Source organism: Achromobacter sp., assembly GCF_049647645.1.
GTDB lineage: Bacteria > Pseudomonadota > Gammaproteobacteria > Burkholderiales > Burkholderiaceae_B > Achromobacter.
The window spans coordinates 1-18,311 of sequence record NZ_JBARYB010000115.1 but is presented as its reverse complement, the minus strand read 5'-3'; the positions used below and the strand labels follow the sequence as shown (position 1 = coordinate 18,311).

General features: G+C 65.7%; 18 protein-coding genes. 14 read left to right on the top strand and 4 right to left on the bottom strand.

Annotation, left to right across the window (positions count from 1 at the left end; translation table 11 throughout):
- The 4 genes from WBB14_RS13760 to WBB14_RS13745 form a co-directional block, all read left to right on the top strand.
- On the top strand, positions 1–1,035 hold a 1,035-nt coding region (locus WBB14_RS13760; RefSeq protein ID WP_424240322.1), incomplete at its 5' end, for an amidase family protein.
- Positions 1,036–1,039: 4 nt separating this feature from the next.
- The gene (gatB, locus tag WBB14_RS13755; RefSeq protein ID WP_207469817.1) at positions 1,040–2,497 is read left to right on the top strand and encodes an Asp-tRNA(Asn)/Glu-tRNA(Gln) amidotransferase subunit GatB; all 1,458 of its coding nucleotides are present in this window, start codon (positions 1,040–1,042) and stop codon (positions 2,495–2,497) included.
- A gap of 130 nt (positions 2,498–2,627) precedes the next feature.
- Complete coding sequence (locus WBB14_RS13750; protein ID WP_424240321.1) at positions 2,628–2,873, top strand: type II toxin-antitoxin system Phd/YefM family antitoxin; 246 nt, start codon at positions 2,628–2,630, stop codon at positions 2,871–2,873.
- Entirely contained in the window at positions 2,870–3,337 is a 468-nt protein-coding gene (locus WBB14_RS13745; RefSeq protein WP_424240320.1) for a type II toxin-antitoxin system VapC family toxin, read from the top strand. Before WBB14_RS13750 ends, WBB14_RS13745 begins: the two co-directional genes overlap by 4 nt.
- A gap of 75 nt (positions 3,338–3,412) precedes the next feature.
- Here WBB14_RS13745 and pyrE read toward each other — a convergent pair whose 3' ends face one another.
- Positions 3,413–4,096 carry an orotate phosphoribosyltransferase gene (gene pyrE / locus WBB14_RS13740; protein WP_424240319.1) on the bottom strand — a complete coding sequence of 228 codons (684 nt, stop codon included), beginning with the start codon at positions 4,094–4,096 and terminating at the stop codon, positions 3,413–3,415.
- Between the two features lie 132 nt (positions 4,097–4,228).
- On the opposite strand from pyrE, the gene WBB14_RS13735 reads away from it, so the two are divergent.
- The gene (locus WBB14_RS13735; protein ID WP_424240318.1) at positions 4,229–5,017 is read left to right on the top strand and encodes an exodeoxyribonuclease III; all 789 of its coding nucleotides are present in this window, start codon (positions 4,229–4,231) and stop codon (positions 5,015–5,017) included.
- Here the strand turns inward: WBB14_RS13735 and WBB14_RS13730 are convergent.
- Positions 4,999–5,931 (bottom strand): LysR substrate-binding domain-containing protein, encoded by a 933-nt coding sequence (locus WBB14_RS13730; protein ID WP_424240317.1) that lies wholly within the window; start codon positions 5,929–5,931, stop codon positions 4,999–5,001. The two genes, WBB14_RS13735 and WBB14_RS13730, sit on opposite strands and share 19 nt — an antisense overlap.
- 108 nt (positions 5,932–6,039) lie before the next feature.
- Between WBB14_RS13730 and WBB14_RS13725 the strand changes: the two genes are divergently transcribed.
- Both WBB14_RS13725 and gdhA read left to right on the top strand, forming a co-directional pair.
- Positions 6,040–6,651: a LysE family translocator gene (locus WBB14_RS13725; protein ID WP_424240316.1), complete on the top strand. Its 612-nt coding sequence runs from the start codon at positions 6,040–6,042 to the stop codon at positions 6,649–6,651.
- 429 nt (positions 6,652–7,080) lie between these two features.
- A complete protein-coding gene (gene gdhA, locus WBB14_RS13720; RefSeq protein WP_013396758.1) occupies positions 7,081–8,427 on the top strand; it encodes an NADP-specific glutamate dehydrogenase in 1,347 nt (448 codons plus the stop codon).
- 267 nt (positions 8,428–8,694) lie between these two features.
- Here the strand turns inward: gdhA and WBB14_RS13715 are convergent, their stop codons facing one another.
- Positions 8,695–9,195 (bottom strand): copper chaperone PCu(A)C, encoded by a 501-nt coding sequence (locus tag WBB14_RS13715; protein WP_424240315.1) that lies wholly within the window; start codon positions 9,193–9,195, stop codon positions 8,695–8,697.
- A 19-nt stretch (positions 9,196–9,214) separates the two neighbouring features.
- Positions 9,215–10,114 (bottom strand): LysR family transcriptional regulator ArgP, encoded by a 900-nt coding sequence (locus WBB14_RS13710; protein ID WP_424240314.1) that lies wholly within the window; start codon positions 10,112–10,114, stop codon positions 9,215–9,217.
- Between the two features lie 147 nt (positions 10,115–10,261).
- Here WBB14_RS13710 and WBB14_RS13705 point away from each other — a divergent pair, with 147 nt between their 5' ends.
- The 7 genes from WBB14_RS13705 to WBB14_RS13675 all read left to right on the top strand — a co-directional run bounded on the left by WBB14_RS13705 (position 10,262) and on the right by WBB14_RS13675 (position 17,489).
- Positions 10,262–10,894, top strand: a complete 633-nt coding sequence (locus WBB14_RS13705) for a LysE/ArgO family amino acid transporter (RefSeq protein WP_424240313.1) — start codon at positions 10,262–10,264, stop codon at positions 10,892–10,894.
- 109 nt (positions 10,895–11,003) lie between these two features.
- A complete protein-coding gene (locus WBB14_RS13700; RefSeq protein WP_424240312.1) occupies positions 11,004–11,315 on the top strand; it encodes an antibiotic biosynthesis monooxygenase family protein in 312 nt (103 codons plus the stop codon).
- Between the two features lie 52 nt (positions 11,316–11,367).
- Positions 11,368–12,309, top strand: coding sequence for a LysR substrate-binding domain-containing protein (locus WBB14_RS13695; RefSeq protein WP_424240311.1), 942 nt, complete (start codon positions 11,368–11,370; stop codon positions 12,307–12,309).
- A 331-nt stretch (positions 12,310–12,640) separates the two neighbouring features.
- The gene (locus WBB14_RS13690) at positions 12,641–13,804 is read left to right on the top strand and encodes an ABC transporter substrate-binding protein (protein WP_424240310.1); all 1,164 of its coding nucleotides are present in this window, start codon (positions 12,641–12,643) and stop codon (positions 13,802–13,804) included.
- 145 nt (positions 13,805–13,949) lie between these two features.
- Positions 13,950–14,822 (top strand): branched-chain amino acid ABC transporter permease, encoded by an 873-nt coding sequence (locus WBB14_RS13685; RefSeq protein WP_013396765.1) that lies wholly within the window; start codon positions 13,950–13,952, stop codon positions 14,820–14,822.
- A 3-nt stretch (positions 14,823–14,825) separates the two neighbouring features.
- A complete protein-coding gene (locus WBB14_RS13680) occupies positions 14,826–16,748 on the top strand; it encodes an ABC transporter permease subunit (RefSeq protein WP_424240309.1) in 1,923 nt (640 codons plus the stop codon).
- 18 nt (positions 16,749–16,766) lie between these two features.
- A complete protein-coding gene (locus WBB14_RS13675) occupies positions 16,767–17,489 on the top strand; it encodes an ABC transporter ATP-binding protein (RefSeq protein ID WP_013396767.1) in 723 nt (240 codons plus the stop codon).
- Positions 17,490–18,311: the final 822 nt, after the last annotated feature.

The window sequence follows — 18,311 nt, the reverse complement described above, 5'->3', positions numbered from 1 at the left end:
CGCCTGGTGGCCGCCGCCACCGGCACCGACACCGGCGGCTCGGTGCGCCAGCCCGCCGCCCTGTGCGGCGTCAGCGGCATCAAGCCCACCTACGGCACCGTGTCCCGCTACGGCATGGTCGCCTTCGGCTCCAGCCTGGACCAGGCCGGCCCGCTGGCCGAAAGCGCCCGCGACCTGCTCGAACTGCTGGACGTCATCAGCGGTTTCGACCCGCGCGACGCCACCAGCCTGGAAAAATGCGACGCCGCCACCAACGAGCCCGGCCGGGTCCGCCGCGACTTCGAGGCGGCCCAGGGCCGTTTCGACGCCGCCGGCAGCCAGCCGCTCAAGGGCCTGCGCATCGGCGTGCCCGCCGAATACTTCGGCGCCGGCCTGGCACCTGACGTGGCCGCTGCGGTCGAAGCCGCGCTGGCCCAGTTCGAAGCGCTGGGCGCCGTGCGCGTGCCGGTATCGCTGCCGCGCACCGAACTGGCCATCCCTGCCTACTACGTCATCGCCCCCGCCGAAGCGTCCAGCAACCTGGCGCGCTACGACGGCGTGCGTTACGGCCATCGCGCCGCCCAGTACGGCGACCTGAACGAAATGATCAGCCGCTCGCGCGCCGAAGGCTTCGGCGACGAGGTCAAGCGCCGCATCCTGATCGGCACCTACGTGCTGTCCCACGGCTACTACGACGCCTACTACCTGCAGGCGCAGCGCCTGCGCCGCCTGATCGCGCAGGACTTCCAGCGCGCCTATGCGGACCAGTGCGACGTGATCATGGGCCCGGTGACGCCCACCGTGGCCAAGAACATCGGCGACAACCGCGACGATCCCACGGCCGACTGGCTGGCGGACGTCTACACGCTGGGCGTGAGCCTGGCCGGCCTGCCTGCGATGTCGATTCCCTGCGGCTTTGGAGGCGCGGGCGGGACTCGCCCGGTGGGTCTCCAGATCATCGGCAACTACTTCGACGAAGGCCGCCTGCTGGCCATCGCCGACCGCTACCAACAAGTGACGGACTGGCACACGCGTGCCCCGGTCCAGCAAGGCTGACAACATGAACTGGGAAATCGTCATCGGCCTGGAAACGCACACCCAGCTTTCCACCGACTCCAAGATTTTTTCGGGCAGCAGCACCCAATTCGGCGCCGCGCCCAACACCCACGCCAACGTGGTCGACCTGGCGCTGCCGGGCAGCCTGCCGGTCATGAACCGCGGCGCCGCCGAACGCGCCATCCGCTTCGGCCTGGCCGTGGGCGCCACCATCGCGCCGCGCTCGGTGTTCGCGCGCAAGAACTACTTCTACCCCGACCTGCCCAAGGGCTACCAGATCAGCCAGTACGAGCTGCCGGTGGTCGTGGGCGGTTCGCTGTCGTTCTTCGTGGGCGAGGAAGAAAAAACCGTCAACCTGACGCGTGCCCACCTGGAAGAAGACGCCGGCAAGTCCCTGCACGACGACTTCAACCTGGCCAACGGCGCGCCCGCCAGCGGCATCGACCTGAACCGCGCCGGCACGCCGCTGCTGGAAATCGTGACGGAACCGGAAATGCGTTCGGCCGCCGAGGCCGTGTCCTATGCCCGCGCCCTGCACAGCCTGGTGGTGTGGCTGGGCATCTGCGACGGCAACATGCAGGAAGGCTCGTTCCGCTGCGACGCCAACGTTTCCGTCCGCCCCGTGGGCCAGAAGGAATTCGGCACCCGCACCGAGATCAAGAACGTCAACTCGTTCCGCTTCCTGGAACGCGCCATCGTCTATGAAGCGCGGCGCCAGATCGAGCTGATCGAGGACGGCGGCACGGTGGTCCAGGAAACCCGCCTGTACGATGCCGACCGCGACGAAACGCGCAGCATGCGCAGCAAGGAAGACGCGCACGACTATCGCTACTTCCCCGACCCCGACCTGCCCACGCTGGTGATTTCCAGCGCCTGGGTCGACGAAGTCCGCGCCGCCATGCCCGAACTGCCGGCCGCCCAGCGCGCCCGCTTCGAATCCGAGTACGGCCTGCCCGCCTACGACGCCGCCCAGCTCACCGTGAGCCGCGACCTCGCCGCCTACTTCGAAGCCGTGGCGCACGCGCTGCCGGCCGGCCAGGCCAAGCTGGCCGCCAACTGGGTCATGGGCGAAGTTTCCGCCGCGCTGAACAAGGACGAGAAGAGCATCGCCGACTCCCCGGTGCAGGCGCCGGCGCTGGCCGCCCTGATCGGCCGCATCATCGACGGCACGATTTCCAACAAGATCGCCCGTGAAGTCTTCGGCGCCATGTGGGCCGGCGAGAACGGCGGCCAGGCCGACGCCATCATCGACGCCCGCGGCCTCAAGCAGATCAGCGACACCGGCGCCATCGGCGCCATGATCGACGAGGTGCTGGCCGCCAACCCGGCCATCGTGGAAGAGTACCGGGCCGGCAAGCAGAAGGCGTTCAACTCGCTGGTGGGCCAGATCATGAAGGCCGCCCGCGGCAAGGCCAACCCGCAGCAAGTGAATGATCTGTTGAAGCAGAAGCTGGATAGCTGATCCTGCGCCGGGCGCGTCCCGCAACGGCCACGCTCGGAAGTATCAGACGAAACGAAGGGCCGCGGCATCTTGCCGCGGCCCTTCGTTTATCCAAGAATGATCTGGTCGATTTTTGACTGGAGGCTTGGACATGAACTACCTCGAAATCAGCAGCAGCGACCTGCTGCATCGGTTTTCCGACCACCTGCAAGCAGTCCGCGAAGGACAGCATTTCATCATTTCACTGGACGGCGTGTTCTGCGCCAGGCTGACCCCCGCCCTGCCCACAACGTCGCTGGACGCGCATGATGCGCTTGAGGCAATGAAATGCTTCACGCCCGCGCCGGCCGTCCCGCACGAAGTCATCCGCTCCTGGATCGAAGAGGGCCGAGAATGAAACCCATCCGTTTGATACCGGATGCCTCGCTTGCCCTGGCTTGGCTGACTGGCCGCGCCGACGCCCGCGAATCGCTGCTGGCCCGGCATCTGCTGGAAGTCGCCCACGGTTCCAAGAATACGGTGCCTCTCATCTGGCACGCTGAAGTCGCGAACGGCATGCTGCGCGCCGAACGCAGTCAACGCGTGTCGGCGGGTCAGCTATTTTCGTTCAATCAGCTACTCGAACGGCTGCCCATCCTCCCGGATCCAGCCGGCCCGTCCTCGGGCATTGCCCGTAGCTATCAGCTGGCCCGCACTCACGGCTTGACCGTCTACGACGCCAGCTACCTGGAACTGGCCCAGAGGCACAACGCGTATCTGGCTACCTTTGATCGCAAGCTGGCGGATGCCGCCCGAGCGAGCGGCGTTGCCGTCTTCGGCCAACCCCATGGCGTCGCCGAGCCTGCGGCAATCTATGGCTGAAGAGGCGACCCGCAGCCGCTCCGTCATCCGCACGCCCACGAATGGACGCGCCCAGCGACCATCACGAATCGGGGCTTACTTCACCCCGTACTTCGTCCGATACGCCAACACCGCCTCACGGTGCTCGGCGAACGCCGCGTCGTCCTGCAGCAGGGCCAGAATGTCCGACAGCGAAGCAATCGCCACCACCGGAATGCCGTAGGTCTTGGCCACGTCCTGAACGGCGGAATGCGCCGACAGGGCGTCGTCCGGACCCGCGCGCTCCATGCGGTCCATGGCGATCAGCACGGCGGCGGGTTCGGCGCCGGCGGCGCGGATGATCTCCACCGATTCGCGCACCGAGGTACCTGCGGTGATCACGTCGTCAATGATGACGACCTTGCCCTTGAGCGGCGCGCCCACCAGGGTGCCGCCCTCCCCGTGGTCCTTGGCTTCCTTGCGGTTGTACGCGAAGGGCACATCGCCACCCTTCATGCCGGGGTGGCCCGCCAGCGCAATGGCGGTCGCCGTGCCCAGCGGGATGCCCTTGTAGGCCGGACCGAACAGCATGTCGAATTCCACGCCCGAATCCAGCAGCGCCTGGGCATAGAACTGCGCCAGCTTGCCGACCGAGCGTCCGCTGTTGAACAGTCCGGCATTGAAGAAATAGGGACTGATACGGCCCGATTTGACCTTGAAGCTGCCGAAGCGCAGCACGCCCTCGTTCAAGGCGAAGCGGACGAAATCAAGGGCGGTGGCGGAGGAATTGGCGGCGGGCATGCGGAAAGGTCCGGTAGATGGCAAACGCTGGCATTTTATCCGCTGTCGGGGCTATTCCCGGGTGGCCGCGCCGAGTCGGTTAAATTGCTGCCATTGCCCCGGCCCTGGCGGCCGCCCAACAGGAGTTTCGCTTTGCTGCGCATCACGTCGATCAATCTCAATGGCATCCGGTCCGCCTTCCGCAAGGGCCTGCAACCCTGGATGGAAAAGCACTCCGCCGACGTGCTTTGCCTGCAGGAGATCAAGGTATCCCACGAGGACCTGACCGATGATCTGCGCCATCCGCCCGGCTACACCGGCCACTTCCACCATGCGGTGAAGAAGGGCTACAGCGGCGTCGGCATCTACCTGCGCGACGCGGCCGAGCGCGTCAATATCGGCCTGGACTGCGAAGAGTTCGACCCTGAAGGCCGCATCATCCGCGCCGACTGGAAGAACCTGTCGGTCATCAGCGCCTACCTGCCCTCGGGCTCCAGCGGCGACGAGCGCCAGCAAGCCAAGTACCGCTTCCTGGACCGCTTCGGCCCCTGGATCGATGCCCTGATGCACGAGCACAAGACCACCGGACGCGAGTTCATCATCTGCGGCGACTGGAATATCGCCCACAAGGAAATCGACCTGAAGAACTGGAAGGGCAACCTGAAGAATTCGGGCTTCCTGCCCGAAGAGCGCGCCTGGCTGACCGACGTGTTCGACAAGCGCGGCTTCGTCGACGTGTTCCGTACCATCGACGACCGCCCGGACCAGTACACCTGGTGGAGCAACCGCGGCCAGGCCTGGGCCAAGAACGTGGGGTGGCGCATCGACTACCAGATCGCAACGCCGGGCATCGCCGCCCGCGCCCGCAGCGTGGCCATCTACAAGGACGAGCGTTTCTCGGACCACGCCCCGCTGACGATCGACTACGACGCCACGCTCTGACCTGCGTCCATCGCCTCGCCTGCCGCGTCCCGTAGCGACGCGGCGGCCTCGCGGCGCAACCATGCCAGAAAAGCCCCCGCGCGCGGATCTTCCGCGCAAGGCCGGGGCGACAGCAACACATAGGCCGAGCCATCGCGAGTAAAGCCGCAAGGCGCCTCAAGCCGGCGGTCGCGCAAAGCGTCGCACACCATCAGCGCGGAGCCTACCGCCACCCCCAGGCCGGCCGCGGCCGCCTGCAGACTCAGATAGAAATGTTCGTAGGCCGGCCCGGCCCGGCGCGGGGGCTTCAGGCCCGCCGCACGCGACCAGTGCCGCCAGGCCAACGGGCGCGTGGCACTGCTGAGCGCCGGCGCGCCGCCCCAGTCATCCGCAGCCGGGTCTATACCGGCTGCGCCTGCCGGCCCTGGGCGGCGCACCGGCCCCGTCCATTCTTCGCACACCCGCTCGGCATGCAAGGCGGCGTCCCACTCAAAGTCATTGCGGCGCAACGCCACGCCCACGCCCTGGGCGGCGAAATCCACGGGACCGCCTGCCGCATACAGGTGCACCTGCACGCCGGGATGGTCGCGCTGGAAGTCCGGCAGCCGCGGGATGAGCCACATCATGGCGATGGTGGGCTCGCAGGACAGCACCAGCGGCGCGCCCGCCGCCGGCTGACGCAGCTTGGCCAGGCCCGCCGCCAACTGCTCGAACAGGGCGCGCGTCACCTCGAACAGCTGCCTGCCCGCATCGGTCAGGAAAACAGCCCGGTTGCGGCGTTCGAACAACGCCAGCCCCAGAGCGTCCTCAAGCAGCCGGATCTGCCTGCTGACGGCGCCATGGGTCACGTGCAGCTCTTCGGCCGCCTTGCCGAAGGCCAGATGGCGGGCGGCGGCGTCGAACACCCGCAAAGTATTGAGCGGCGGAAGTTTCATGGCAAAAGGTGAATTTTTCTCACGGATATCCGGCATTAGAAATCGTTTTTCCGGCAGGCGCCAGCGTCCCACAATGCGGGCTCCGTTTCGCAACCCGCCGCCTTCGCCATGACCGAATTGATTGCCGTCGCCCTGATCACCCTACTTGCCGTCATCAGCCCCGGCCCGGACTTCGCCATGGTCACGCGCAACAGCTATCTGTTCGGCCGGCGCACCGGCCTGATCTGCGCACTGGGCATCGCGCTGGGCGTGCAGGTGCATGTGTTCTACACGATGTTCGGGGTCAGCCTGCTGGCGCATTACGCGCAGCCCGTGCTGCAGGGCATCAAACTGGCGGGCGCGTGCTATCTGGTCTACATGGGCTGGAAGACCTTCTTCAACCGGACCCAGGTCAGCCGCGACCTGTCGGAGCGCCCTCCTATCTCGAGCTGGCAGGCGTTATACAGCGGCTTTCTGACCAATGCGCTGAATCCCAAGACGACGTTGTTCGTGGTCAGCACCTATACCCAGGTGGTGTCGCCTGGCACGCCGCTGGCCTGGCAGTTCGGCTATGGCCTGTTCATGTCGTTGGCGCACTGGATCTGGTTCGGCGCGGTGGCGTGGTCGGTGTCCTCGCCCTTCCTGCGGCGGATGCTGCTGGATCATCAACTTGCGGCCGACCGTGTAGTGGGAGCCGTCCTGATGGCCCTGGGTGCGGCCCTGGCTGTCGCGCAGTTGTAATCCCGCAGCCGGGAAGTGATTTTGCTCAAGAAAAATAATGGGGACGCATAAAATGAATATTGTCCCCTAGCTGGCCCAAACCGGCCCGAGCGGGTCTTCCTTTCCCTCTCAAAATTTCGGAAAGCCCTATGACGCCATTGGTGAAATAAACGGGGACATATTGAATTCCCTAGAAAATTCAATAGTCTCCAGCAAAAACCCACAATTCACCCCCCCTCTGCCTCCATATAAACCAATAATACGTCCCCAATAAATTATAAGAAAAAGTGCTTTGATATCAAGGTGATGGCACTATTTTTCGGCTTTGCGCAGGGCAGCAATTTGCCCCTACAATTCCGCACCATACAGGTGCGTTCATGCACCAAAAAAGAATTTTCGCGCCCCAATCCGGCGCAGTCCGCACCTATTCGAAGCACCCCCAAGGAGATCATGTTGAAAGTGCAGAGTCTGGACGACTTCCTGCGTGGCGTCGCCGCGCGCGACCCGCAGCAGCCTGAGTTCATGCAAGCCGTCCAGGAGGTGATGCTGAGTCTGTGGCCTTTCATCGAAAAGCACCCCCACTACGCCGAGCACGCCGTGCTCGAGCGCCTGGTGGAGCCGGAACGCGTAATCCAGTTCCGCGTGTGCTGGACCGATGACCGCGGCCAGGCCCAGGTCAACCGCGCTTTCCGCATCCAGCACAGCTCGGCCATCGGCCCCTTCAAGGGCGGCATGCGTTTCCACCCCTCGGTGAACCTGTCCATCCTGAAGTTCCTGGCTTTCGAGCAGACCCTCAAGAACTCGCTCACCACGCTGCCCATGGGCGGCGGCAAGGGCGGCTCCGACTTCGACCCCAAGGGCAAGTCCGATGCTGAAGTCATGCGCTTCTGCCAGGCCCTGATGATCGAGCTGTACCGCCACCTGGGTCCGGACACCGACGTGCCGGCCGGCGACATCGGCGTGGGCGCGCGCGAAGTCGGCTTCATGGCCGGCATGATGAAGAAGCTGTCCAACTCGACCGCCAGCGTGTTCACCGGCAAGGGCCTGACCTTCGGCGGCAGCCTGATCCGCCCCGAAGCCACCGGCTACGGCACCGTGTACTTCGCTGAAGAAATGCTCAAGCGCGTCGGCAAGTCCTTCGACGGCTTGCGCGTGTCCGTGTCGGGCTCGGGCAACGTCGCCCAGTACGCGATCGAAAAAGCCATGGCGCTGGGCGCCAAGGTCGTGACGATTTCGGATTCGAACGGCACGGTGGTGGACGAAGCCGGCTTCACCCACGAGAAGCTGGTCGCGCTGATGCACATCAAGAACGACCTGCGCGGCCGCCTGGATACGTATGCCCGCCAGTTCGGCCTGGTCTATGAAGCCGGCAAGCGCCCGTGGCACGTGCCGGTGGACGTGGCCCTGCCCTGCGCCACGCAGAACGAACTGGAACTGGCCGATGCGCAAACGCTGATCAAGAACGGCGTGCTGTGCGTCGCCGAAGGCGCCAACATGCCGGCCACGCTGGAAGCCGCCAAGGCCTTCATCGCGGCGCGCGTGCTGTACGCGCCGGGCAAGGCCAGCAACGCCGGCGGCGTGGCCGTGTCCGGCCTGGAAATGGCCCAGAACTCGGCCCGCCTGGCCTGGACGCGCGAGGAAGTCGACGCGCGCCTGCACGCCATCATGCGCGACATCCACGAAAACTGCGTGCGCCACGGCCACAGCGAGCGCGAGTACGTGAACTACCTGGACGGCGCCAACATTGCTGGCTTCGTGAAGGTGGCTGACGCGATGCGTCAGCAAGGGTTGTACTAGCCCCCCCGAAGCGCTGCGCGCTTCCCCCCAGGGGGGCGCCGCTGCGGACCGGCGGAGCCCGGCTCCGCGCGGCCCCGATTGAGGGAGACCGGCTTTGTTGGGACGGACCTGCCCCCGTTGGAAAGGACCTGCTCCTTGGGATGGTCTTGCCAGGTTGGAGCGAACCCGCCTCATTGGCGGGTGTCCGCCTGCACCTAGCCAGACCGGCTTCTCCGATCTCCCACATGAACCACACCCGCGCCCTCAGGCGCGGGCAGCGCTTGGCGCTTAGTGCTTCATCGTGCCGTGGTTCATGGCGCCGTGGTCCATGCCGGGATTGTGCGAGGCCGGCTTGATCTTGAATTGCACGGCGACTTCACCGGCTTTTTCGAACTTCAGCGTGGCCGGGACCGTGCCGCCTTCGGCGAACGGGGCCTTCAGCTTGATGAACATGACGTGGTAGCCGCCCGGGCTGAGCTTGACCTCGGTATCGGCCGGCAGCGCGATGCCGCCTTCCACCTGACGCATCTTCGAGACGCCGTTCTCGGTCTGCACCGTGTGCAGCTCGACGCGCTCCGCCGCGTCCGACGACACCGACAGCAGGCGGTCCGCGGTCTTGGCGTCGTTGTCGATGTCCATATACCCCGCGCCATTGGACTGGCCGGGCGCCGACGCGCGCACCCAGAGGTCGTCGACCTCGATCTGGCCAACCTTGTAGTCCTTCGCCCAAGCCGAGCCGGCCGTGCACAGGCCCAGGGCGGCGATGACAGCGAACTTGCGGATGTTCATGGGTTGTTCTCCTAGGGGGTTAACGCCGCCTGACCAGGCTGCGGGCAGCTGACAGGACCGAATCCGTCAGGGCTTCCATCGCTTCGGAGTTTACCCGCCAATGCTGCCAATACAGCGGCACGTCCTCCCAGGCGCGGCCCCGAAGCAGCATCAACTGACCTGCATCAAGGTGTTCCTGCACCAGCGGCAGCGGATTCATGGTCCAGCCCAGGCCGCCCAGCGTGGCCTGCACGAACGCGCGGGTGGAGGGCACCCACCAGACCGGCGGCTGCCAAGGCGCGGGATCCGCAATCTTGTGCGCGAAGCGGGCCTGCAGCGCGTCCTTGCGGTTGAACACCAGCACCGGCGCCTGCGCCAGCGTCTGGGCGTTGACGCCCTGCGAGAAGTAGCGCTTGTGAAATTCGGGCGTGCAGGTCGCAACATAGCGCATGCTGCCCAGCGCATGGATGCGGCAGCCCTGGACCGGCTCGGCCAGGGCGGTCACGGCGCCCAGCACCGAGCCATTGCGCAGCAGCGTCGCAGTGTGGTCCTGGTCTTCCGACTGCATGTCCAGCGTGGCCCGGGTGCGCGCCGAGAACTGCACGGCCGCGTCGACGAACCAGGTCTCCAGGCTGTCGTGATTGACCGCGACCGGGATGCTGGCATAAGGCACATCGTCGTCCGCCACGCCCAGGCGGTCGAGCGCGTCGTGCTCCAGCAGGGCCGTCTGCTCGGCCAGCCGCACCAGCACCTGCCCGTCCGCCGTGGCCGCCGCTGGCACGGTGCGCTGGACCAGCAGCCGGCCCATGCGGTCCTCCAGCGCCTTGATCCGTTGCGACACTGCCGACGGGGTGACGCTCAACGACAGCGCCGCCCGCTCGAAACTGCCTTCCCGCACTACCGCGGCCAGGGCCCGCAGATTGCCGTGATCGATTTTCATAAGATTAGCTTTACTTAAGATAGTGAAGGAAAATTAGCTTTATTTCATATCTGCCGCAAGCGAAAATGGCCTTGTTACCGGAGCGCCACGCGCGTCCGGAGTTGTCATCCAAACGCCGCCACAGGCGTAGCAGCACAGGTGCAGGTCATGTTCGCCACGTTGTCATCCCCCCTTTTCTTCACTGCCTGGGCCAGCGGCACGGCCACCGGGCTGGGCCTGTTCGCGGTCGTGGGCGCGCAAAGCGCGTTCATCCTGCGCCAGGGCCTGATGCGCGCGCACCTCCTGAGCGTGGTCGCCATCTGCGCGCTGATCGACGCCATCTTCATCTTCGCCAGCGTCTCGGGCCTGCAGGCCCTGACCTCCTGGTTCCCTTGGCTGACGACCGCTGTGCTGTGGTTCGGCGTGGCCTTCCTGTCGTGGTACGCGCTGCAATCGGCGCGCCGCGCCTGGACCGCCACCGGCGGCCTGGCCGCCGCGCGCGAGGTAGTGCCGTCGCGCCGCGCCGCCATGCTGGGCGCGCTGGGCTTTTCGCTACTGAACCCGCATTTCTGGCTGGATATGGTGGTGGTCGGCTCGCTGGCGCACGGCTTCGAGGACGCGCGCATGGCCTTCGCCGCCGGCGCCTTCACCGCCAGCCTGCTGTGGCTCGCCGTACTCGGTATCGGCTCGCGCCTGTTCGCCCCGTTCTTCGCCAGCGCCTCGGCCTGGCGCGTGCTGGACGGCCTTATCGCGGTGATCATGGCCGCGCTGGCGGTCAGCCTGGCGCTCAAGGGCGTATAAGGACGTCCAAAGGCGTTTAAGCTACGCCTCCCGCAGTTCGCCCGAACGGCCGCCCGGACCTCCCGGCGGCCGATTTGCTTGCGACCCCAGCCGCGTCCGGAGTCCCACCATGTACAGCTCCACCTTCATCTTCGCCACGAAGCAATTCGACGATGATTTTCACCGCCTGGACCAGGCCATCGCCGCCGCCGCCCGGGCCATTCCAGGCTATCTGGGCGAAGAAAGCTGGGAAGATGCCGCGCGCGGCCTGATCTCCAACGTCTACTACTGGGAATCGCTGGAGGCGCTGGAGCAATTGATCCGGCACCCGGCGCACCAGCAGGCCAAGGCCGCGCAATCGCGTTGGCTCGACGGCTACCGCGTGGAAATCTCCCAAGTGCTCAGGCGCTACGGCGAAGGACTGGCGCCGCCGTCCTTATAATCAGCCGGTTGCCATTCTTTCGTCGGGCGCAACACCGGCCCGCCAGACGATCATGCGCGGTCCCTCCCCCTCCAAAGATGTGCGCCTGCCGCCCCTGGCCGCCATCCAGGCCTTCGAAGCGGCTGCCCGCCTGGGCTCCTTCGAGCGCGCCAGCGAGGAACTCTTCGTCACCGCCAGCGCCATCGGCAAACGCATTGCCGCGCTGGAGGCCATGCTGGACGTCACCCTCTTCATCCGCAGCAGCCGCGGCGCGACGCTGAGCTCTGCCGGGCGCGAGTACCTGGACCAGGTGCGCACCGCGCTGGATCTGCTGTCGGACGCGTCGCTGCATAAACGCGGCGAACCGAAGCTCGAACCCCTGCGCGTCGTCTCCACTCCCACCTTCGCCCGCCAGGTGCTGATCCCCGCCCTGCCCGGCTTCACCGCCGCGCATCCCGAGGTGGAACTGGAAATCATGCTGTCCATACCGTACCTGGACATCATGCCGCCCAACGCCGACGTCTGGGTGCGCTTCGGCAGCGGCAAGTACCCCGGCCTGAACGCACGCCAATTGACGGCGGATCCGGTGTTCGCGGTCTGCTCGCCCGGCTACCGCGACCAGCACGGCCCCTTCGAGCGGCCCGCGGACCTGGCGCGGGCGCAGCTGCTGCGCTGTCCCATGGAGCCGTGGCGGCCGTGGCTCGCCGCCGCCGGACTGGACTGGCCCGAACCCGCGCGCGGCGTGTGGCTGGTGGACCTGGGCATCATGCTGGCGGCCGCACGCGCCGGCCAGGGCCTTGCACTCACCAGGCGCGCACTGGCCGCCGAATGGCTGGACGAGGGCAAGCTGGTGCGCGTCCTGGACATCGAAATCCCCGGCGAATCCCAGTATTACCTGTGCACTGAAACCTCGCGCCCGCCGGGCAACGCGGTGCAAGCGTTTTCCCTATGGCTGGAAGACGTGTGCAAACAGGTATCCCAATGGCCACGCGGCCTGCCAGCCGGTCAGGAATAAATTTCCAGGCCGGTGCGGAATGAAATTCCGCGCAACCCGCCGCCGTGCTGGCTAGGATGCGGCCAATGCAATGTCCCGCCCATGCCCGCTACGGCACGCAACCTTCCTCCCCGATTCCCGCCCCAGGCCGCGCCGTAGCGGATGACAGGAATCCCCGTGCGTCCGTACTAGGTATTTACGCGGAAAAACGCCGCCGGGTCAGTTTCGCGTAAGTGATTAGGCAGACAGTCACGACACGCCACACAGGAGAGCGCCGCAGCAACTGATTTCCGCCGCCTGGCGCCGGCACACGGTTTTCTACGCAGTCCTACCAATTACAACGGAGACATCCATGGATTTTCGTTTGAAGCTGCTCGCAGGAACCCTTGCATTTGCCGCAACGGCCGCGGCCCACGCCGCCGACCCCATCAAGATCGGCGTAGCCGGCCCCTACACCGGCGGCTCGTCCTCGATGGGCGTCAGCATGCGCGACGGCGTGCGCCTGGCCATTGAAGAAATCAACAAGAACGGCGGCGTCATGGGGCGCCAGTTGATCGCAGTGGAACGCGACGACGAGGCCAAGAACGAGCGCGGCGTGCAGATCGCGCAAGAACTGATCAACAAGGAACAGGTGGCAGCCACGGTCGGCTACATCAATACGGGCGTGGCGCTGGCCTCACAGCGCTTCTACCAGGACGCCAAGATTCCTGTGTTCAACAACGTGGCCACCGGCAGCGTGATCACGCACCAGTTCAAGGCACCGGAATATCCGAATAATTACGTGTTCCGCAACGCGGCGCACGACAGCATCCAGGCCCCGATGATCGTGGAAGAAGCGGTGACCCGCCGCGGCTTCAAGAAGGTGGCGATCCTGGCCGACTCCACCAACTACGGCCAACTCGGCCGCGAGGACCTGGAAAAGGCCCTGGACGCCAAGGGCATCAAGCCCGTGGCCGTCGAAAAGTTCAACATCAAGGACGTCGACATGACGGCCCAGCTGCTGAAGGCCAAGGCCGCCGGCGCCGAAGCCGTGCTGACCTACGGCATCGGTCCCGAACTGGCGCAGGTCGCCAACGGCATGACCAAGCTGGGCTGGAAGGTGCCGATCATCGGCAGCTGGACCCTGTCCATGGCCAACTACATCGACAACTCCGGTACCAACGGCGAAGGCGCGCGCATGCCGCAGACCTTCATCCAGGACCCGGACACGCCCAAGCGCAAGGCCTTCATCGACGCCTACCTGGCCAAGTTCAAGCCCAAGAACAACCGCATCGACTCGCCGGTGTCGGCCGCCCAGGGCTATGACTCCATCTATCTGCTGGCCGCGGCCTTCAAGCAGGCCAACTCCACCGACGGCCCGAAGGTCCGCGAGGCCCTCGAAAACCTGCAGACGCCCGTCGAGGGCGTGGTGATGACCTACAACAAGCCCTTCAGCGCAGACAACCACGACGCGATCACCGTCAAGGAAGTGGTCATCGGCGAGGTCAAGGGCGGCCGCGTGATCAAGGCCAACTAAGGTCCCGCAGCGCATCCGGCGGCGGCTGCCCGGCCGCCGCCACTCGCGCCCTGCTTCCCTGGGCGCGGGACTGCCGCCGCCTGAAAACCGCGTTCTGCCCAAGGGGGTTGGGACGGAACCACAGCAGCGCTACAAGACACACACCATGATTCTTCTACAGCTCATCTATAGCGGTATCGCGCTGGGCATGATCTATGCCGTCATCGCGTTCGGATACCAGCTCACGTTCGCCACGTCGGGCACCTTGAACTTCGGCCAGGGCGAAGCCCTGATGCTGGGCGCGCTGGTCGGCCTGACGCTGGTCGGCCTGGGCGTGAACTACTGGGTCATGATACCCATCGTCTGCATCTTCGGATTCGCGCAAGGCGCGCTGGTCGAACGCGTGGGCGTCAGGCCCGCCATCAAGACCCGCTCGGAATTCGGCTGGATCATGGCCACCATCGCGCTGGGCATCATCTTCAAGAACGTGGCCGAGAACATCTGGGGCCGCGACGACCTGCGCTTCCCCTCGCCGTTGCCGGAAGCGCCGATCCAGGTGCTGGGCGCCAATGTGCTGCCCATGGAGCTGCTGGTGGTGTTCGGCGCCCTGGCGATGATGCTGCTGGTGGAAATCTTCAACCGCAAGTCCATCTACGGCAAGGCCTTCGTCGCCACCTCCAACGACCGCGACGCCGCCGGCCTGATGGGCATCAACACGGGCATGGTCATCACGTTTTCCTACGCGCTGTCCTCGCTGACGGCGGCGTTCGCCGGCGTGCTGGTGGCGCCGCTGACGCTTACCGGCGCCACCATGGGCGCGGTGCTGGGTCTCAAAGCCTTCGCCGTCGCGATCATCGGCGGCCTGTCCAGCGGCATGGGCGTGGTGGTGGGCGGGCTGATCCTGGGGATCGCCGAAACGACCACCGGTTTCTATCTTTCGACGGGGTACAAAGACGTGCCGGGATTGGTGTTGCTGCTGCTCGTACTGACCTTCAAGCCCGCCGGCCTGTTCGGCAAGACCGCGATCAAGAAGGTGTAAGCGATGAAACCCTTGCACCTGCTCCTATCCATCGTGGCGGTGGCCTGCCTGGCCGCCGTGCCGCTGGGCGTGACCAACACGTACTACCTGCACCTCATCGAAACCATCATGATCTATTCGATCCTGCTGTTCGGGCTCGATATCGTGGTGGGCTATACCGGCCAGGTCTCCCTGGGCCACGCCGGCCTGTTCGGCATCGGCTCGTATGTGGCCGGCGTGCTGTTCTTCCACCTGCAGATGCCGATCTGGGTGATCCTGCCCGCCGCCATCCTGATCGCGGCGGCCTTCGGCGCGGTGCTGGCGCTGCCGGCGCTGCGGGTCACGGGGCCGTATCTGGCCATGGTGACGCTGGCTTTCGGCACCATCATCCAGATCCTGATCAACGAGATGACCTTCATGACCGAGGGACCCTTGGGCATCAAGATCCCCAAGCCGTCCATCGCCGGGCACGTGCTGAACAAGAGCGAGTACTTCTGGCTGGTCGCCGCATTGCTGGTTCTATCGCTGATCGTGGTGCACCGTATCCTCAAATCGCACCTGGGCCGCTCGTTCGAGGCCCTGCGCGACAGCCCGATCGCGTCCGACTGCATGGGCGTGTCGGTCTACCGGCACAAGGTGTTCGCCTTCGTCATCAGCGCCGGCTTCGCCGGCCTGGCCGGCGCGCTGTACTCGTATTCGGAACAGTACATCTCGCCCAATACCTACAACTTCGAACTCACCATCCTGTTCCTGCTGGCCATCATCATGGGCGGCCGCAAGAGCCGCACGGGCGCGCTGCTGGGCGCCTCCATCATCGTGCTGCTGCCCAAGATGCTGGACGACATCTCGACCTTCCGCCTGATCGCGCTGGGCGTGGCGATCCTGGTCACCGTCGGCAGCGTGGTCGCGATCTCCAAGGGTCGCACCGAACCGCGCCGCGTCGTCGTGCCGGTGGTCGGCACCATCCTGCTGGCGGTCTTCTCGTTCTGGCTGGAGGTGGTGACCGACTGGCGCCTGACGATCTTCGGCGCCATGATCCTGTTCGTCGTCTACTACCTGCCCGACGGCATAGTTGGCTTCGTGCGCAACCTGTTCTTCTCCAACCGCCGCGCAGCGCTTGCGGTCAAGTCGGACCTGGTGAAGGCGCAGGAAGCGGTGCCCGATGCCGCCCGCGGCAAGGGCGACACGCTACTCGCGGCCAAGGGCGTGCTGATGCAGTTCGGCGGCCTGAAGGCGCTGAACCAGGTCGACCTGACCGTCAAGCGCGGCACCATCCATGGCCTGATCGGCCCCAACGGCTCCGGCAAGAGCACCATGATGAACGTGCTGACGGGCATCTACGTGCCGACCGCCGGCGCGGTGGAATTCTCGGGCAAGTCGCTGGTCGGCATGACCCCGGCCGACATCGCCGAGACCGGCATCGCGCGCACCTTCCAGAACGTGCAGCTGTTTGGCGAGATGACGGCGCTGGAGAACGTCCTGGTCGGCCTGCACCACACCTTCACCACGGGCCTGGCCGGCATCGCGCTGCGCACGTCCAAATGGAAAGGCGAGGAACAGGGCGCCCGCGCCCGCGCCATGGCGCTGCTGGAGTTCGTGGGCCTGGAGTCCCTGGCCAGCGAGGAAGCGCGCAACCTGCCCTACGGCAAGCAGCGCCTGCTGGAAATCGCCCGCGCCCTGGCCCTGGACCCGCAACTGCTGCTGCTGGACGAACCCGCGGCCGGCCTGACCGCGCCCGACATCGTCGAACTGCTGGCCATCATCCGCAAGGTACGCGACCACGGCATCACGCTGATCCTCATCGAGCACCACATGGACGTGGTGATGGGAGTGTGCGACACCGTATCGGTGCTGGACTTCGGTCAGAAGATCGCCGAGGGCCTGCCCAACGAAGTGCAAAGCAACGCCAAGGTCATCGAGGCGTATCTGGGCGGCGCGCCCGCCTGACGCCAAGGGGACAACAAGATGCTATCGATCAAAAATCTGGAAGCGGGCTACGGCAAGGTGAAGGTGCTGCACGGCATCAGCATGGAAGTGCCGAAGGCCAAGGTGGTGACGCTGATCGGCTCCAACGGCGCCGGCAAGACCACCACGATGCGGGCGCTCTCGGGCATGATCCGTCCGACCGCGGGCGAGGTCACGCTGAGCGGCAAGCGCATCGACGGCCTGGAGTCCCACCGCATTGCGCGGCTGGGGCTGGCGCACTCACCCGAAGGCCGGCGCGTGTTCCCGACGCTGTCGGTCACCGACAACCTGTTGCTGGGCGCTTTCCCGCGCCTGACGGGCAGCCGTCCCAAGGGCGACGTGCAGTCCGACCTGGGCCGCGCCATGGATCTTTTTCCGCGCTTGAAGGAACGGCGCGATCAGCTGGCCGGCACCTTGTCCGGCGGCGAGCAGCAGATGCTGGCCATGGCGCGCGCGGTGATGCTGAATCCCGAACTGGTGCTGCTGGATGAGCCTTCGATGGGTTTGGCGCCGATCCTGGTGGAAGAGGTTTTCCGGATCATTGCGCGGCTCAAGGATGAAGGGGTGACGATGCTGCTGGTGGAGCAGTTTGCTGCTGCGGCGTTGAATGTGGCGGATTATGGGTATGTGTTGGAGAACGGGCGGATCTCGGTGCATGGGAGCGCGGATAAGTTGAAGCATGATCCGGCTGTTGTTGCGGCTTATTTGGGTGGATCGCATTGAGGGCTTCAGTGTTGAGTTCTTGAGACGCCTGCCACGTCGGGGACTCGCGTAGGGCGGGGCAACGATTGCGGTCCGGAGCGTTCGCTCCGGACTTCCCCTTCGTCATCCTCGTTGTCGCCTCCGGCGACTGCCTTCGGATTCCCTCGGGCTTATCGACGCCCCGCCCTACGCGAGTCCCCGACGCGGCAGGCTGTGCTGCTTGAATCTTTACGGACGCTGGGGAGGTCTGTGTGCTTGGCGTTTTTTTCCGCATCGGGGTGTGGTGGCGTGTCTTGCGGGGCCCGCCCCAGGCCGGCCGCCCGGGCGGCCTCTTGGGGCTTACGCGGTGTCTTGCGTCGCGTGATGGCGCTGCGCGCAGTGGCTGCGGCAGAACGTCTATTCAGCTCAGCTCTGCCTAACACCTGCAATTCAACTCCGGCGCCGGATGGGCGGCGCGCGCGAGATACTCTGCGAGCGCAAGCCATTGCCCAACGCGCGCCGCCCATCACCGCCCCCCCCTCTGGACGGGGAGACATCAGAACGCAGCTATCTGCATTCGCGCCAGCGACCGCTATCGAAATTAAAAGAATTGCGTATGTACTTTACGGCCGCCCGCGCGGCCGTAAAGTACGGGCAGCACAAGACTCGGCACTGACCGCAGCTCTAACAGCGCGGCGACCCAAGACGCACGTAGCCCGTCGTCGCGTGCGGCGTGGCGGCTCGCAACCTCGATGCGCCCGAGGGAATCCGAAGGAGTCGCCGAAGGCGAGGACGAGGATGACGACGGGGAAGTCCGGAGCGAACGCTCCGGACCGCAATCGTGGGCGCGAGCCGCCACGCCGC

Bases quoted from the DNA above. Each gene is read 5' to 3' on its own strand.
- gatB (WP_207469817.1), top strand. From the start codon at position 1,040: ATGAACTGGGAAATCGTCATCGGCCTGGAAACGCACACCCAGCTTTCC.
- WBB14_RS13750 (WP_424240321.1), top strand. From the start codon at position 2,628: ATGAACTACCTCGAAATCAGCAGCAGCGACCTGCTGCATCGGTTTTCC.
- WBB14_RS13745 (WP_424240320.1), top strand. From the start codon at position 2,870: ATGAAACCCATCCGTTTGATACCGGATGCCTCGCTTGCCCTGGCTTGG.
- pyrE (WP_424240319.1), bottom strand. From the start codon at position 4,096: ATGCCCGCCGCCAATTCCTCCGCCACCGCCCTTGATTTCGTCCGCTTC.
- WBB14_RS13730 (WP_424240317.1), bottom strand. From the start codon at position 5,931: ATGAAACTTCCGCCGCTCAATACTTTGCGGGTGTTCGACGCCGCCGCC.
- WBB14_RS13725 (WP_424240316.1), top strand. From the start codon at position 6,040: ATGACCGAATTGATTGCCGTCGCCCTGATCACCCTACTTGCCGTCATC.
- gdhA (WP_013396758.1), top strand. From the start codon at position 7,081: ATGTTGAAAGTGCAGAGTCTGGACGACTTCCTGCGTGGCGTCGCCGCG.
- WBB14_RS13715 (WP_424240315.1), bottom strand. From the start codon at position 9,195: ATGAACATCCGCAAGTTCGCTGTCATCGCCGCCCTGGGCCTGTGCACG.
- WBB14_RS13710 (WP_424240314.1), bottom strand. From the start codon at position 10,114: ATGAAAATCGATCACGGCAATCTGCGGGCCCTGGCCGCGGTAGTGCGG.
- WBB14_RS13705 (WP_424240313.1), top strand. From the start codon at position 10,262: ATGTTCGCCACGTTGTCATCCCCCCTTTTCTTCACTGCCTGGGCCAGC.
- WBB14_RS13700 (WP_424240312.1), top strand. From the start codon at position 11,004: ATGTACAGCTCCACCTTCATCTTCGCCACGAAGCAATTCGACGATGAT.
- WBB14_RS13695 (WP_424240311.1), top strand. From the start codon at position 11,368: ATGCGCGGTCCCTCCCCCTCCAAAGATGTGCGCCTGCCGCCCCTGGCC.
- WBB14_RS13690 (WP_424240310.1), top strand. From the start codon at position 12,641: ATGGATTTTCGTTTGAAGCTGCTCGCAGGAACCCTTGCATTTGCCGCA.
- WBB14_RS13685 (WP_013396765.1), top strand. From the start codon at position 13,950: ATGATTCTTCTACAGCTCATCTATAGCGGTATCGCGCTGGGCATGATC.
- WBB14_RS13680 (WP_424240309.1), top strand. From the start codon at position 14,826: ATGAAACCCTTGCACCTGCTCCTATCCATCGTGGCGGTGGCCTGCCTG.
- WBB14_RS13675 (WP_013396767.1), top strand. From the start codon at position 16,767: ATGCTATCGATCAAAAATCTGGAAGCGGGCTACGGCAAGGTGAAGGTG.